Below are 13,588 nucleotides of genomic sequence, written 5' to 3'. Positions count from 1 at the left end.
GGCCGTCGGCGCGCGTGATGGGATGTCCCCATGACTTCCCACACCGACCCCCACGCCTGGCTCGAGGACGTCGAGGGCGCCGAGGCGCTCGACTGGGTCCGGGCCCACAACGAGCGGGCGGTCACCGCCCTGGAGACCGAGCGCTTCACCCGGCTGCGGGAGGAGATCCTCGAGGTCCTCGACTCGACGGACAAGATCCCCGCCGTCGTCCAGCGCGGCGATCACCTCTACAACTTCTGGACCGACGCGGAGCACGAGCGCGGCGTGTGGCGGCGCACCACGTGGGACTCCTACCGCAGCGCGGACCCGGAGTGGGAGGTGCTCCTCGACGTCGACGCGCTCGCCGCCGAGGAGGGCGTGAACTGGGTCTGGCACGGCGCCCACGTGCTGCGCCCGTCCTACGAGAAGGCCCTCGTCGCCCTGTCCCGCGGCGGCGCCGACGCCGACGTCACCCGCGAGTTCGACCTCGTGACCAAGACCTTCGTCGCGGACGGCTTCGTCCGCGAGGAGTCCAAGGGCGCGTTGCGCTGGGCCGACACCTCCGGCGACGTCGTCTTCGCCTACACCGACTTCGGGGAGGGCTCGATGACCCCCTCCGGCTACCCGCGCACGGTGCGCCGCTGGGAGCGCGGCACCGCCCTGGCGGACGCACCGGAGGTCTTCGCCGGCGAGCACACCGACATGTCCATCGGCGCCGGCCACGACTTCACGCCCGGTTTCGAGCGCGACCTCGTCTTCCGCGCCCGCGCCTTCTACGACTCCGACACCTACCTGCTCGACGGGGGTGAGCTCACCCGCATCGACGTGCCGCGCTCCGCCGAGCCGGACCTCCACCGCGAGTGGCTCACCGTCGAGCTGCGCGAGGACTGGGAGGTGGGGGGCCGGCTGCTGCCCGGCGGCGGGCTCGTCGCCATCCGCCTCGACGAGTTCCTCGCCGGCAGCCGCGACTTCACCGTGCTCTACGAGCCGACGAGGACGACGGCGCTCGTCGGGGCGACCTGGACCCGTCACCACCTCGTCCTCAACGTCCTCGACGACGTCGTCAACCGCCTCGAGGTCCTCACCCCGACCGACGGGACGTGGCAGCGGCGCCCGCTCGACCTCTCCGCCGCGCCCGGCGGCTGGGAGGCACCGGAGCTGGCGACGATCGCCGTCGGCGCCGTCGACCCCGACGAGTCCGACGCCCTGTGGCTCACCGTCACCGGCTTCCTCACCCCGACGACGCTCGCCCGGCTCGACCTCGACGAGAACGCGGGCGTCGTCGCCCTCGAGCCGCTCAAGTCGCTGCCGGCCTTCTTCGACACCGACGGCCTGCACGTCGAGCAGCACTTCGCCGTCTCCGACGACGGCACCCGGGTGCCGTACTTCCAGGTCTCCCCCACGCCCGTGGCGGACAACGAGGTGGTGCGCCCGTTGCCGACCCTCCTGTCCGGCTACGGGGGCTTCGAGATCCCCCGCCTGCCGGCGTACTCGGCCGCCGTCGGGCGCGCGTGGCTCGCCCGGGGTGGCGCCTACGTCGTCGCCAACATCCGTGGCGGCGGGGAGTACGGGCCGCGCTGGCACCAGGCCGCACTCAAGGAGAAGCGCCACCGCGCCTACGAGGACTTCGCCGCCGTCGCCCGCGACCTCGTCGCGCGGGGCGTCACCTCCCCCGCCCACCTGGGCGCCCAGGGCGGCTCGAACGGCGGCCTGCTCATGGGCAACATGATCACCGGCTACCCCGAGCTCTTCGGCGCGATCGTGTGCCAGGTGCCGCTGCTCGACATGAAGCGCTACAGCCACCTCCTGGCCGGCGCCTCGTGGATGGCCGAGTACGGCGACCCGGACGACCCCGAGCAGTGGGAGTTCATCCGCACCTTCTCGGCCTACCACCGCTTCGACGCCGACGACGAGCACCCGCCCGTCCTGTTCACCACCTCGACGCGGGACGACCGCGTCCACCCCGGCCACGCGCGCAAGATGATGGCGCTCATGGCCGAGGCGGGCAAGGACGTGACGTACTACGAGAACATCGAGGGCGGGCACGGCGGGGCCGCGACCAACGCCCAGGCGGCCTTCATGCAGGCCCTCGCCTACGAGTTCCTCTGGCAGCGCCTGGGCGACGACGCACAGTAGGAACGACGAAGCCGGCCCCCGCGGGGGCCGGCTTCGCTGGTCTCAGTACTGGCCGGTGCGGATGCGTTTGTTGACGCGCACGAGCCAGACGATGCCGACGATGAGCAGGATGAAGGCGACGAAGCCGACCGCCAGGCCGACGAGGAGCGCGATCCCGATGCCCGTGAGGTCGGAGATGTCGAGGGGCGGCCCGATGAGGAGCGTCGAGCTGACGCCCTGGGGCAGGTCGCAGTCGACGGTGTGGTCGCCGGCCTGCGCCGTCGTGAAGCCGAGGCCCACGGCCGCGTCCGGAACGTCGAGGCCGAAGGTGTCGGGGGTCGTGGCGATGTCCTGGCCGCCCGGGCCGGTGATCGTGCACTCGATCTGGCTGGCGTCGACCGTCGAGCTGTCGAAGTAGATGACGTAGTCGGTGTCGGCCTGCAGGTCGGTGGACCCGCCGTTGGCGACCTGGGCGCCGTCCGCCATGCCCTCGACCGAGTCGACGATCGAGGCGATGCCGATGAGGAAGCCGATGACCGGCGCCGCGACCATGGCGATCGCGGACACGACGATCATGACGACCGGGCCGGTGCGCCTGGGCGGCGGGCCGCTCGGCCCCGGCCCGTAGCCGTAGCCGCCGGGCTGACCGTAGCCCTGCTGGCCGTACCCGGGCTGCTGGCCGTACCCGGGCTGCTGCCCGTAACCCTGCTGGCCGTACCCACCCTGCTGGTAAGCACCGGGCTGCCCGTAACCGCCCTGCTGCTGGCCGTACCCACCGGGCTGCTGGCCGTAGGGGTCCTGCTGCCCGTAGGTCGGCGGCGTCGACGGCGGCTGCTGGCCCTCGGGCAGGCGTCGCCCGTAGCGGGGCTCGTCCGGTCCGCCGTCGTTCGCAGTCATCTCGGCTCCTTCTCGTCTGGGTGCGGCGCAGCACCTAGCATGCCAGGTCGGCCCTCACGGCCGCCGGGGCAGCCCGGCGAGCCAGCCGTTGAGCGGGCTGGCCGGCGCCCAGGGCACCGCCTGGGCGTAGGTCGCGCCCGGCACGTCGACCACGAGCTCCTCGACCAGCTCGAGCCCGAGCCGGCGCGAGATCGCGCCGACCACGCCGCCCGGCACACGCGTGTAGGCCCCCTCCCCCGAGAGCAGCGCACGGAGGACGGCGACCGTGTGGCGCCGTGGCACGTCGAAGGTGACGTAGGTGTCGAGCTGGACGGCGTCCTCGCCGTCGTCGTGGAGGCGGACGCGGATCCCGGGTGGTCCGGGGAAGACGACGACGACGGCGCTGCGCGGGTCGAGGGGGTCGTCCGGCTCCCACGGGTCGGCCTCCGGCACGGGCTCGGGCGGACGGCCGAGGGCCGCGCCGGTGGCGTGCAGCTGGCGCAGGACGTCGTCGTCGGCCATGTCCCCAGTGTGCCGGGTCACGGTCAGCCGCGGTAGGGCGGGCGCCAGACGACGAGCGCGCCCCCGGAGCGGCGGGGGCGGCGGCCCGGCGCGAGCTCACTGACCTCCCCGGAGGGGTCCGCGGCGAAGACCCGGGCCGTCGTGAAGGCACGCAGCCGCTGAAGCTCGTCACGGGTGCGGCGGAGCTCGCGCTCGAGCTCGATGATCCGGCGGATCCCGGCGAGGTTGATGCCCTCGTCCTGGGACAGGCGCTGGACCTCGCGCAGCGAGTCGACGTCGCGCCGGGAGTAGCGCCGGCCCCGGCCGCGGGCGCGCTGCGGCGTGACGATGCCGAGCCGGTCGTACTGGCGCAGCGTCTGCGGGTGCATCCCCGCGAGCTCGGCGGCCACGGAGATGACGTAGAGGGGTGCGTCGTCGTCGATGTCCATCACGCTCTCCTCTCGTGCGTCAGCGTGCCGCGCGGGCCCTGAGGTCGGCGCGCGGGTCCTCCCCCGCCGTCGCGGCCGCGAAGGCCTCGACGGCCTTGCGGGCGTCCGCGGGCAGGTGGCTGGGGACGGCCACCTGGACGGTGACGAGCAGGTCGCCGGTGCCCTTGGGGGTGTCGACGCCGCGGCCCTTGACCCGCAGGGTCCGGCCGGACGGCGTACCCGCGGGCACCTTGACCCGCACCGTGTCCCCGGAGATCGTCGGCACCTCGATGGTGGCGCCGAGCGCGGCCTCGGCGAAGGTCACCGGCACGGTGACCTTGAGGTTGAGGCCGTCCATCGTGAAGACGGGGTGGGGCTCGACGTGGACGGTGACGACCATGTCGCCGGGCTCCCCGCCCCCGCGGCCGGGCTGGCCCTTGCCGCGCAGGCGGATCTTCTGGCCGTCGTTGACGCCGGCGGGGATGCGCACGTTCATCGAGCGGCCGTTGGTCGTCAGCTGGACCGTCGAGCCCTCGACCGCGTTGCGGAAGGGCAGGGTCGCGCTCGTCGTGATGTCCCCGCCGCGCTGGGGGGTGCGGCGCGAGCCGAAGCCGCCGCCCCCGCCGCCGGAGAACATGTCCTGGAGGATGTCCTCGAAGCCGCCGCCACCGCCGGTGGAGAAGCGGGTGCGGCCACCGCCGCCGCCGAACATGCCGCCGAAGAGGTCCTCGAAGCCGGCACCGCCGGAGGGGCCGCCGCTGCCGGCGGAGAAGCGCGCACCGCCGCCGGCCATCGCGCGGATGGCGTCGTACTGCTTGCGCTGCTCGGGGTCGGAGAGCACCGAGAAGGCCTCGCCGACGTCCTTGAACCGGCTCTCGGCGGAGGCGTCACCGGGGTTCCGGTCGGGGTGGAGGTCCCGGGCGAGCTTGCGGTACGCCTTCTTGATCGCCGCGTCGTCGGCGTCCTTGGAGACGCCGAGCGTCTTGTAGAAGTCCTTCTCGATCCAGTCCTGGCCGGTCACCGGGCCTCACCTCCTTCGTCGTCGGGTCGTGGGGACGGTGCCGGCCGCGCCCCGGGGGACGGGGCCGGCACCTGTTCGCTACTCGGGGCTGGTCACCGCGACGCGGGCGGCGCGCAGCACCTTCTCACCCATCCGGTAGCCGGGCTGCATGACCTGGGCGATCGTCGTCGACGTCGCCTCCGGGTCCGGCGTGCTCATGAGCGCGTCGTGCAGCTCGGGGTCGAACTCCTCGGCGGGGGCACCGAAGCGCTCGACGCCGAAGCGCTGCGCGAGGGTGCCCTCCATCTTCTCGGCGGTCGCACCGAGCGGGCCGGTGAGGTCGCCGTGCTGGCGGGCCAGCTCGATCTCGTCGAGGACGCCGAGGAGCGCCTCGACCACCTCGGCCTGCCCCGCGGCGCGCTGCTCGGAGGCAGCGGCCTTGGAGCGGCGCACGTAGCCGTTGTACTCCTGCTGGAGGTTGTACAGGTCGGCGTTGCGGCGGGCGAGCTGCTCGCTGAGGTCGGCGGCCTCCGCCTTGGCAGCGGCCAGGAGGCCGTCCTGGGGCTGCTCGGTGTCCTCGGGCGGAGCCTCCTCGGCGGGAGCGTCCTCGGCGGGCGACGCCTCGCGCACCTTCCCGGTCTCCGGGTCGATGCGGCGCTTGTCGCGCACGACGGGCTTGACCGGCTCGCCCTCGGGCGGGCCCTGTGCCTGGGGGTTCTCCTCGGTCACTTGGTCTCGTCCTCGTCCACGATCTCGGCGTCGACGACGTCCTCGTCCGCACCGGCCGGCGCCTCACCCGCGGCGGGAGCGTCCTGCGGGGCACTCTGCTGCTGGGCGTAGAGGGCCTCGCCGATCTTCTGCGAGACGGTCGTCAGCGCCTGCTGCTTGGCGGTGATCTCGGCGACGTCGTCGCCCTCGAGCGCCTTCTTGAGGTCGTCGACGGCGGAGCGGACCTCGCTGGAGACGTCCTCGGGGAGCTTGTCCGCGTTGTCCGTCAGGAGCTTCTCGGTCGAGTAGACGAGCTGCTCGGCGGTGTTGCGGGCCTCGGCCTCCTCGCGCCGCTTCTTGTCCTCGGCGGCGTGCGCCTCGGCCTCCTTGACCATGCGGTCGATCTCGTCCTTCGGCAGGGCCGAGCCGCCGGTGATGGTCATCGACTGCTCCTGGCCCGTGCCGCGGTCCTTGGCGGACACGTGGACGATGCCGTTGGCGTCGATGTCGAAGGTGACCTCGATCTGCGGCATACCGCGGGGCGCCGGGGCGATACCGGTGAGCTCGAAGGTGCCCAGCGGCTTGTTGTCCCGGGCGAACTCACGCTCACCCTGGAAGACCTGGATGAGGACGCTGGGCTGGTTGTCCTCGGCGGTGGAGAACACCTCCGAGCGCTTGGTCGGGATCGCGGTGTTGCGCTCGATGAGCTTGGTCATCACGCCGCCCTTGGTCTCGATGCCGAGGGACAGCGGGGTGACGTCGATGAGGAGGATGTCCTTGCGGTCACCCTGGATGACGCCGGCCTGGAGGGCCGCGCCGACGGCGACGACCTCGTCCGGGTTGACGCCCTTGTTGGGCTCCTTGCCGCCGGTCAGCTCCTTGACGAGGTCCGTGACGGCGGGCATGCGGGTGGAGCCACCGACGAGGACGACGTGGTCGATGTCCGAGACCGAGATCCCGGCGTCGCTGATGACCGCCTGGAAGGGGGCCTTGGTGCGGTCGAGGAGGTCCTTGGTCATCTCCTGGAACTGGGCCCGGGTGAGCTTCTCGTCCAGGTGGATGGGGCCGTTCTCGCTCATCGACAGGTACTGCAGCGAGATGTTGGTGCTCGTCGTCGAGGAGAGCTCCTTCTTGGCCTGCTCGGCGGCCTCACGCAGCCGCTGAAGGGCGATCTTGTCCTTGGACAGGTCGATGCCGTCCTTGTTCTTCACCTGGCTGACGAGCCAGTCGACGATCCGCTGGTCCCAGTCGTCACCACCGAGGCGGTTGTCACCGTTGGTGGCGCGCACCTGGATGGTGGAGAAGTCGTCGTCGTCCTTGCCGATCTCCAGGAGGGAGACGTCGAAGGTGCCGCCACCGAGGTCGAAGACGAGGATGAGCTCGTCCTCCTTGCCGCGCTCCAGGCCGTAGGCGAGGGCGGCGGCGGTGGGCTCGTTGACGATGCGGGTGACGTTGAGGCCGGCGATCTGGCCGGCGTCCTTGGTCGCCTGACGCTCGGCGTCGTTGAAGTAGGCGGGGACGGTGATGACCGCGTCGGTCACGGTCTCGCCCAGGTACTGCTCGGCGTCGCGCTTGAGCTTGCCGAGGACGCGCGCGGAGATCTCCTGCGCGGTGTACTTCTTGTCGTCGATCGAGGTGGTCCAGTCGGTTCCCATGTGACGCTTGACCGAGGTGATGGTCCGGTCGACGTTGGTCACCGCCTGGCGCTTGGCGACCTCACCGACGAGCACCTCGCCGGACTTGCTGAAGGCGACCACCGACGGCGTCGTGCGTGCGCCCTCGGCGTTCGCGATGACGGTGGGCTCGCCACCCTCGAGGACGGCGACCACCGAGTTCGTGGTGCCCAGGTCAATTCCGACCGCTCGTGCCATGTGTCGTTCTCCTGTCCTAGTGCGCGGGTCGGGAGGTTCCGGCCCTTGAGTCGTCCACACTCAAGTCTGCGCGTCCCCGCCGACATGTCAACTTGGCGGGGGCGAACTTGAGTCTACTGGGCTCAAGTCCTACGGACGTGGATCTATTCCCGACGACGGCTACGGGCGGCCATCGGACGTGGCTTGCGCGCCTTCTCCAGGATCCGGGCGCGGTCCTCGAGCTGCAGCGGGTCGAGGACGTGGTCGACGGCGGAGAGGATCGAGCCGCGCAGGAGCCACAGGCCGGTCTCCTCCCGCGGGTCGACGAGCAGCAGCTCGGTGAGGATGGCGCGGGCCTCACCGGCGACGTCGAGGCTCTCGGCCAGGTTCCGCTTCACCCCGGCCTCCGAGCTCTCGGCCTCCGCCTCGACGAGCGCACCGAAGGCGTCCAGGGAGTCCGCGAGGTGACCGAGGAGGACGGCGAACGCGGGGCGGACCTGCTCGCCGTAGCCGTCATCGGGCGTCTCGTACTCGGGGGCCTCGGTGAACATCGTGGCGAAGAGGGCGCGGATGGCGAGCAGCGAGCGCTCGAGGGCGTCCAGGCCGGCCCGCAGGACCGGTTCCACCTCGGGGGTGCGGATCGCCCGGGGGTTGAAGCGCCGCAGGTCGGTGACCGTGCTGATCGCCACCTCCGTGCGGGCCATCGCGTGGGCGACGGCGCGTGCCTGGTCCAGCCACAGGCCCACCGCGCCCTTGGTGATCGGCCGCTGCGCCATCGACGCGGCGGCGGCCCGCAGGCACGCCGCCTGGCTGGCCGCGATGTTCCGCACGTCGGTGACCGCGGCGCGGAAGGGCACCGGTGGCGGCAGGAGGAGGTTGAACGCCATCCCCACGCCCGCGCCGATGAGCGTCGTCAGCACTCGGGTCTCCGCCGCGATGTCCCGGCCGTCCGGGCCGGCGGTCCCGAGGATGAGCATGGCGCTGATCGCCGTCTCCAGCCGCTGGTCGCCGAGCCGCAGGATCGCGGCGAGCAGCAGGGCGAGCGCGATCGCCACTCCCAGGCTCCACCAGGTCAGTCCCACCCAGGACGAGAGCGTGACCGCCACCAGCACGCCGGTCAGCACGGCGCCCACCCGCACGACGCCCATCTGCAGGCTCGCCGACGCCGAGGCCTGGACCACGAGGAGCGCGGTGAGGGCGCCGGTAAGGTCGATGGGCCCGTCGAGCAGCCACACCGTCAGGAGGTAGGCCACGACCGAGGCGGCCGTCAGCCGCGCCACCCACGCGAGGAGCGGCCGCAGCGGGAGCGGCAGCAACCACGACGGCAGCACCCGCCCCCGGAACGGACGGAACCGGCGCCGCGTGACGCGCTCGCCGGAAGACTCAGGCATGGCCACCCCCACGACGCAGGTTGGTCCCCGACAGCGTACAAGCGGGCGGTGACCCCGCACCTCAGTCCCCGGCGCGCACCAGCCCGCTCTCGTAGGCGAAGATCACGAGCTGCACCCGGTCCCGCAGGCCGAGCTTGGCGAGCAGGTTGCCGGTGTGGGTCTTGACGGTCGTGGTGGACAGGACGAGGTCCTCGGCGATCTCGAGGTTCGACCTGCCGGCGGCGACGAGCCGCAGCACCTCGAGCTCCCGGGGGGTGAGCGCGTCCAGCCGCGGGTCGTGCCGCCCGTCCGCCTCCTCCGGGCGGGTGTGGAGCTGGTCGGAGAACCGCTCGAGGAGCAGCTGGGTGACCCGCGGCGCGACGACGGCGTCCCCGGCGGCGACCGCCCGGACCGCGCGGACCAGCTCGGCCGGCTCGGCGTTCTTGAGGAGGAAGCCGCTGGCCCCGGCGCGCAGGGCCCCGAAGGCGTACTCGTCGAGGTCGAAGGTCGTGAGGACGAGCACCCGGGTCCCGGGGTGCGCCGCGACGATGCGCCGGGTCGCCTCGATCCCGTCGCCGCCGGGCATCCGCACGTCCATGAGGACGACGTCGGGCGCGAGGGCGGCGACCTGCTGGACGGCGACGACGCCGTCCCCGGCCTCCCCGACCACCTCGAGGTCGGCCTCCGCCTCGAGCACCATGCGGAAGCCCTTGCGGAGCAGGGCGTGGTCGTCGACGAGCAGGATCGTCGTCATCGCTGTCCTCCGTCCACCGGCAGGGTGACGGCGACGCGCCAGCCGCCGCCGGGCCGCGGCCCGGCCGTGGCACTGCCACCGAGGATCGCCGCCCGCTCGCGGATGCCGACCAGGCCGCGGCCGCTCCCGGAGGTCGGCGTCTCCGGTGCGGTGCCGCGGGGGCCGTCGTCGAGCACCTCGATCTCCACGGCGGTGGCCGTGCGGCGGAGCGTGAGGTCGACGCGCGGGGTGCCGGGCGCGTGCCGCAGGGCGTTGGTGAGCGCCTCGCCGACGATCCGCCGGGTCGCGAGCGCGACCGGGCCGGCAAGGTCGGCGTCGAGGTCGGCGGCCACCACGGGCAGGCCGGCCGCGCGGAACCGCTCGACCATGGCGGCGAGGTCCGCCGTCTCATCGGCGGGGTCGGGGGCGGTCTCGTCCAGTGCGGCGAGCACCCGCCTCATGTCCGCGAGCGCGCTGCGGCCGGTCGCGGAGACCTCCCGCATCGCCTCGTGCGCCTGCTCGGGCGACCGGGGCGCGACGGCGGTGGCGCCGTCGGCGAGAGCGACCATGACGGAGATGCTGTGGGCGACGACGTCGTGGACCTCGCGGGCGATGGTCGTGCGCTCGGCGCTGCGGGCCATGAGGAGGTCCTGGCGGTGCTCGCGGACCTGTGCCTCCTCCTGCGCCCGCGCCGCGGCCTCGCGCTGCCGCCTGCTGCGCAGATTGAGCCCGGCGACGACGGCGCTGACGAGGAGGAGGGCGTAGAGCGTGGCCTCGAAGACCCGGTTGTCGTGGCTCGTGAGGAGCGCCCGGCCCGTGCCGCTCCACTCGTGCGGCAGCAGGGGCCCCGGAGGGTAGTCCGGTGCGGTGACGTTCTGCAGGCCGATGACGACGGCCCACAGGTGGAGGCTGAGCCCGAAGAACGTGGCGCCGCTGACGGCGACGACGGCACCGACGACGGCCGGCCACGTCCGCACGGGCGGCCAGGTCGCAGCGAGCGCGTGGACGGCCAGCGCCGTGCCGAGCACGGTGGCGCCCGGGGCGCCGACCCAGGCGAGGTTGAGGACCGCGAGCGCCGCCGTCACCGCCACCGTCCACACCGGGCGCCGGCGCCGCCGCCGCAGCGCGAGGGCCCCGAGCAGGCCGGTGCCCGCGGTGACCGCGGCGACGGTGAGCGCGCCCCGTGACCCCGGGGGGTGGGGGTACCAGATGACGCCCGGGACCAGGTACACCCCGGTCATGAGGAGCGCGGCCACGAGGTAGCCCTGCCAGACGAGCCGGTCGGCGAGGTCCGGGCGCTCGGCGAGCGTCCGCCGCACCCGCTCGACCCGCGCCCGGGCCCCGTCGACTGTCACGCCCCGAGTGTGCCAGGCTGTGTCCCCGCCGGGCGCCGCCTCAGACACCGCTGCGTCGCAGCCGGACCGCGGCGGCGGCGAGGAGCGCGAGCACCCACGCCGCCATGATCCCCAGCCCGCCCCACGGCGTGAGGGTCACCCCTGCCTCGGCGGCCTGCGCGGCGGCACCCGCGTCCGAGGCCGCGACGAGTCGGCCCGCCCAGCCCGGCAGCACCGCCACCAGCCACGGCGGACCGACGAGCTGGGCGAGCTGCTCGAGGAGGAAGACCAGCCCCACCCCGGCGACCAGCCCGGCGGCGGGGGTTCGCGCGAGGGTCCCGAGGGCAAGGCCGAGGAGTGCTACCGCCACGAGGTAGAGGAGGAACCCACCGAGCATGCGCGGTGCCTGCGGGTCGGACAGGTCGAGGGCGAGGTCCGCCCGGAAGGGCAGCACGGCGAGGAGCGTGACCCCCAGCGCCGCGACCGCCGTCAGGGCCCCGAGGAGCACCGTGGCGACCGCCTGGGCGGCGAGCACCGGCAGCCGGCGCGGGACCGCGAGGAAGGTCGTGCGCGCCGCACCGCTCGGGTACTCCGCCGCGGCGACGAGGACCCCGAGGACGAGCACGGCGAGCTGGGTGGCCGCGAGGCCGAGGGTGAGCAGGTCGAGCAGGCTCGGCGGCGCGGCGTCCACCGCGTAGCGCGCGTTGTACGCGACGAAGCCGGCGATCGCGGCGTGGACGCCCACGGCGGCGACGACCCCCCAACGGGTGGACGCCAGGGTCACGGCCTTGCCCAGCTCCGCCCGCAGGACCCGGGGGAAGGTGACCCCCGGTCTGGCGGGCAGCCCCACCGGCCCCGGCAGGATGACGGCCGGCGCCGCCCGCTCAGACATCACGGGCCCGCACCGCGGCCACCGCCGCGACCACCGCGAGGAGCGCCCACACCCCGGTGACCGCGACGCTCGCCCACGGCCCCACCGGAAGCTCGCCGATGTCGCGCAGCAGGTCGACGAAGCCGTCCGTCGAGGTGACGAGCGTGCTGGCGTGGCCGGGCAGGAAGGCGACGACGGACCGCACCGCCTCCGGCAGGGCGACCTGCGCGATCTCGACGGCGAAGACGACGAAGGCGACGACGACGGCGGTGGAGCTGCGTCGCAGGAGCGTGCCCAGGCCGAAGCAGAACACGGTGGCGGCGACGAGGTAGCTGCCCGACCCGAGCCACATCCGCGTCGTCTCCGCGGTGAGCCCGGTCGCCAGCTCCTGGCCGAGCGGGGTCACGAGGACGGCGACGGCCGTGAGGGCGAGGGTCGCGGCCGCGGTGAGGGCGGCGACCGCCGTCGTGACGAGAGCCTTCGCCAGGACCACCGGCGTGCGGGTGGGCAGGGCGACGAAGGTCGGCCCGGCGCTGCGGCTGGACAGCTCGCCGCTGCCGAGGAGGACGCCGAGCAGCAGGAGCGGGTACTGCGTGACCACCAGGGTGCTCGTGACGAAATAGGCGAGGCTGCCGTACCCATCGGCCCCGACGGCGGAGTCCATGCCCCCGAGGAAGGAGATGCCGGCGGTGAGCAGCACCATGACGGCCACCGCCCAGCGGGTGGAGCGCAGCCCCCAGGCCTTGCCCCACTCCGCGGCGAGGACGCGGGCGAAGGTCGGCCCCGGCCGCGCCGGCAGGCCGACAGCGGCGGGCAGGGCGGCGACGGCGCTCATCGGGCCACCTCCCCGCGGTACTGCACCGCACCGGCCGTGAGGCCCAGGTAGGCGTCCTCGAGCGTGCCGGACACGGTGGACAGCTCGAGCAGCGTGATCCCGAGGCCGGCCGCGAGCGCACCGACGGCGCCCGCGTCGCTGCCGGCCACCTCGAGCACCCTGCCCTCCTCGAGGGTCACCGACGCCCCGCGGCGTTCGAGCGCGTGCGCCAGCGCCGACGCGTCGGTCGCGCGCACCCGCACCACCCCGGCCCGTGCCGTGGCGGCGACGAGGGTGTCGATGTCCTCGTCCGCCAGCAGCCGGCCCTGGCCGATGACGACGACGCGGCTGGCGGTCTCCGCCAGCTCGCTCATGAGGTGGGAGGACAGGAGCACGGTGCGCCCCTCGGCCGCGAGAGCGCGCAGGAGGTGGCGGATCCACAGCACACCGTCCGGGTCGAGCCCGTTGACCGGCTCGTCGAGGATGAGGGTGGCGGGGTCGCCGAGCAGGGCGGCGGCGATGCCGAGCCGCTGGCCCATGCCGAGCGAGAAGGTGCCGACCCGGCGCCGGGCGACGGACTCGAGGCCCGCGAGCCCGATGACCTGGTCCACGCGCGCCCGGCCGATCCCGTGGGTACGGGCCAGGCCGGTCAGGTGCCCGAGCGCCGTCCGGCCCGGGTGGGCGTTGCGTCCGTCGAGCATCGTGCCCACCTCCTGCAGCGGCGCGCGCAGCTGCGCGTAGCGCTGCCCGTTCACCGTGGCGGAGCCCGACGTCGGTGCCTCCAGGCCGACGACCATGCGGATCGTCGTGGACTTCCCGGCACCGTTCGGGCCGAGGAAGCCGGTCACCGTGCCCGGCCGCACGGTGAAGCTCAGGTCGTCCACCGCCGTCGTCGCGCCGTAGCGCTTCGTCAGCTGGGTCACCTCGATCATGTCATCTCTCCAGTTCCCACCGGCGGCACCGGCGACACCCTCGACGCTAGGAGCGGCGGAGCCGGAGGGGATCGTCC

The 13,588-nt window shown here is 73.7% G+C and carries 13 protein-coding genes; 1 reads left to right on the top strand and 12 read right to left on the bottom strand.

Annotated features, from left to right (window positions below; all coding sequences use genetic code 11):
* The first annotated feature begins 30 nt into the window (after positions 1 to 30).
* A complete protein-coding gene (locus AA0005_RS02670) occupies positions 31 to 2,115 on the top strand; it encodes a prolyl oligopeptidase family serine peptidase (protein WP_413451886.1) in 2,085 nt (694 codons plus the stop codon).
* A 42-nt stretch (positions 2,116 to 2,157) separates the two neighbouring features.
* Here AA0005_RS02670 and AA0005_RS02665 read toward each other — a convergent pair whose 3' ends face one another.
* The 12 genes from AA0005_RS02665 to AA0005_RS02610 form a co-directional block, all read right to left on the bottom strand.
* On the bottom strand, positions 2,158 to 2,991 hold the full coding sequence (locus AA0005_RS02665; protein ID WP_413451885.1) for a hypothetical protein: 834 nt from the start codon (positions 2,989 to 2,991) through the stop codon (positions 2,158 to 2,160).
* 54 nt (positions 2,992 to 3,045) lie between these two features.
* A complete protein-coding gene (locus AA0005_RS02660; protein ID WP_413451884.1) occupies positions 3,046 to 3,492 on the bottom strand; it encodes a hypothetical protein in 447 nt (148 codons plus the stop codon).
* Between the two features lie 23 nt (positions 3,493 to 3,515).
* The gene (locus AA0005_RS02655; protein ID WP_413451883.1) at positions 3,516 to 3,920 is read right to left on the bottom strand and encodes a heat shock protein transcriptional repressor HspR; all 405 of its coding nucleotides are present in this window, start codon (positions 3,918 to 3,920) and stop codon (positions 3,516 to 3,518) included.
* A 19-nt stretch (positions 3,921 to 3,939) separates the two neighbouring features.
* Positions 3,940 to 4,920 (bottom strand): DnaJ C-terminal domain-containing protein, encoded by a 981-nt coding sequence (locus AA0005_RS02650; RefSeq protein ID WP_413451882.1) that lies wholly within the window; start codon positions 4,918 to 4,920, stop codon positions 3,940 to 3,942.
* A 78-nt stretch (positions 4,921 to 4,998) separates the two neighbouring features.
* On the bottom strand, positions 4,999 to 5,628 hold the full coding sequence (locus tag AA0005_RS02645) for a nucleotide exchange factor GrpE (RefSeq protein WP_413451881.1): 630 nt from the start codon (positions 5,626 to 5,628) through the stop codon (positions 4,999 to 5,001).
* Positions 5,625 to 7,478 (bottom strand): molecular chaperone DnaK, encoded by a 1,854-nt coding sequence (dnaK, locus tag AA0005_RS02640; RefSeq protein ID WP_413451880.1) that lies wholly within the window; start codon positions 7,476 to 7,478, stop codon positions 5,625 to 5,627. The genes AA0005_RS02645 and dnaK overlap by 4 nt, the downstream gene beginning before the upstream one ends.
* Before the next feature lie 143 nt (positions 7,479 to 7,621).
* Complete coding sequence (locus AA0005_RS02635; protein WP_413451879.1) at positions 7,622 to 8,848, bottom strand: FUSC family protein; 1,227 nt, start codon at positions 8,846 to 8,848, stop codon at positions 7,622 to 7,624.
* A gap of 61 nt (positions 8,849 to 8,909) precedes the next feature.
* A complete protein-coding gene (locus AA0005_RS02630; RefSeq protein ID WP_413451878.1) occupies positions 8,910 to 9,581 on the bottom strand; it encodes a response regulator in 672 nt (223 codons plus the stop codon).
* Positions 9,578 to 10,915: a sensor histidine kinase gene (locus AA0005_RS02625; protein ID WP_413451877.1), complete on the bottom strand. Its 1,338-nt coding sequence runs from the start codon at positions 10,913 to 10,915 to the stop codon at positions 9,578 to 9,580. The genes AA0005_RS02630 and AA0005_RS02625 overlap by 4 nt, the downstream gene beginning before the upstream one ends.
* Before the next feature lie 40 nt (positions 10,916 to 10,955).
* Entirely contained in the window at positions 10,956 to 11,789 is an 834-nt protein-coding gene (locus tag AA0005_RS02620) for a hypothetical protein (RefSeq protein WP_413451876.1), read from the bottom strand.
* Positions 11,779 to 12,600 (bottom strand): hypothetical protein, encoded by an 822-nt coding sequence (locus AA0005_RS02615; RefSeq protein ID WP_413451875.1) that lies wholly within the window; start codon positions 12,598 to 12,600, stop codon positions 11,779 to 11,781. The genes AA0005_RS02620 and AA0005_RS02615 overlap by 11 nt, the downstream gene beginning before the upstream one ends.
* Entirely contained in the window at positions 12,597 to 13,511 is a 915-nt protein-coding gene (locus tag AA0005_RS02610; protein ID WP_413451874.1) for an ABC transporter ATP-binding protein, read from the bottom strand. Before AA0005_RS02610 ends, AA0005_RS02615 begins: the two co-directional genes overlap by 4 nt.
* Positions 13,512 to 13,588 lie beyond the last annotated feature (77 nt).

It is taken from the genome of Georgenia phoenicis (assembly GCF_047302425.1).
In the GTDB taxonomy this organism is placed as follows: Bacteria; Actinomycetota; Actinomycetes; order Actinomycetales; family Actinomycetaceae; genus Oceanitalea.
The sequence above is the reverse complement of the archived record's forward strand: the minus strand, read 5'-3'. Positions and strand labels throughout refer to the sequence as shown.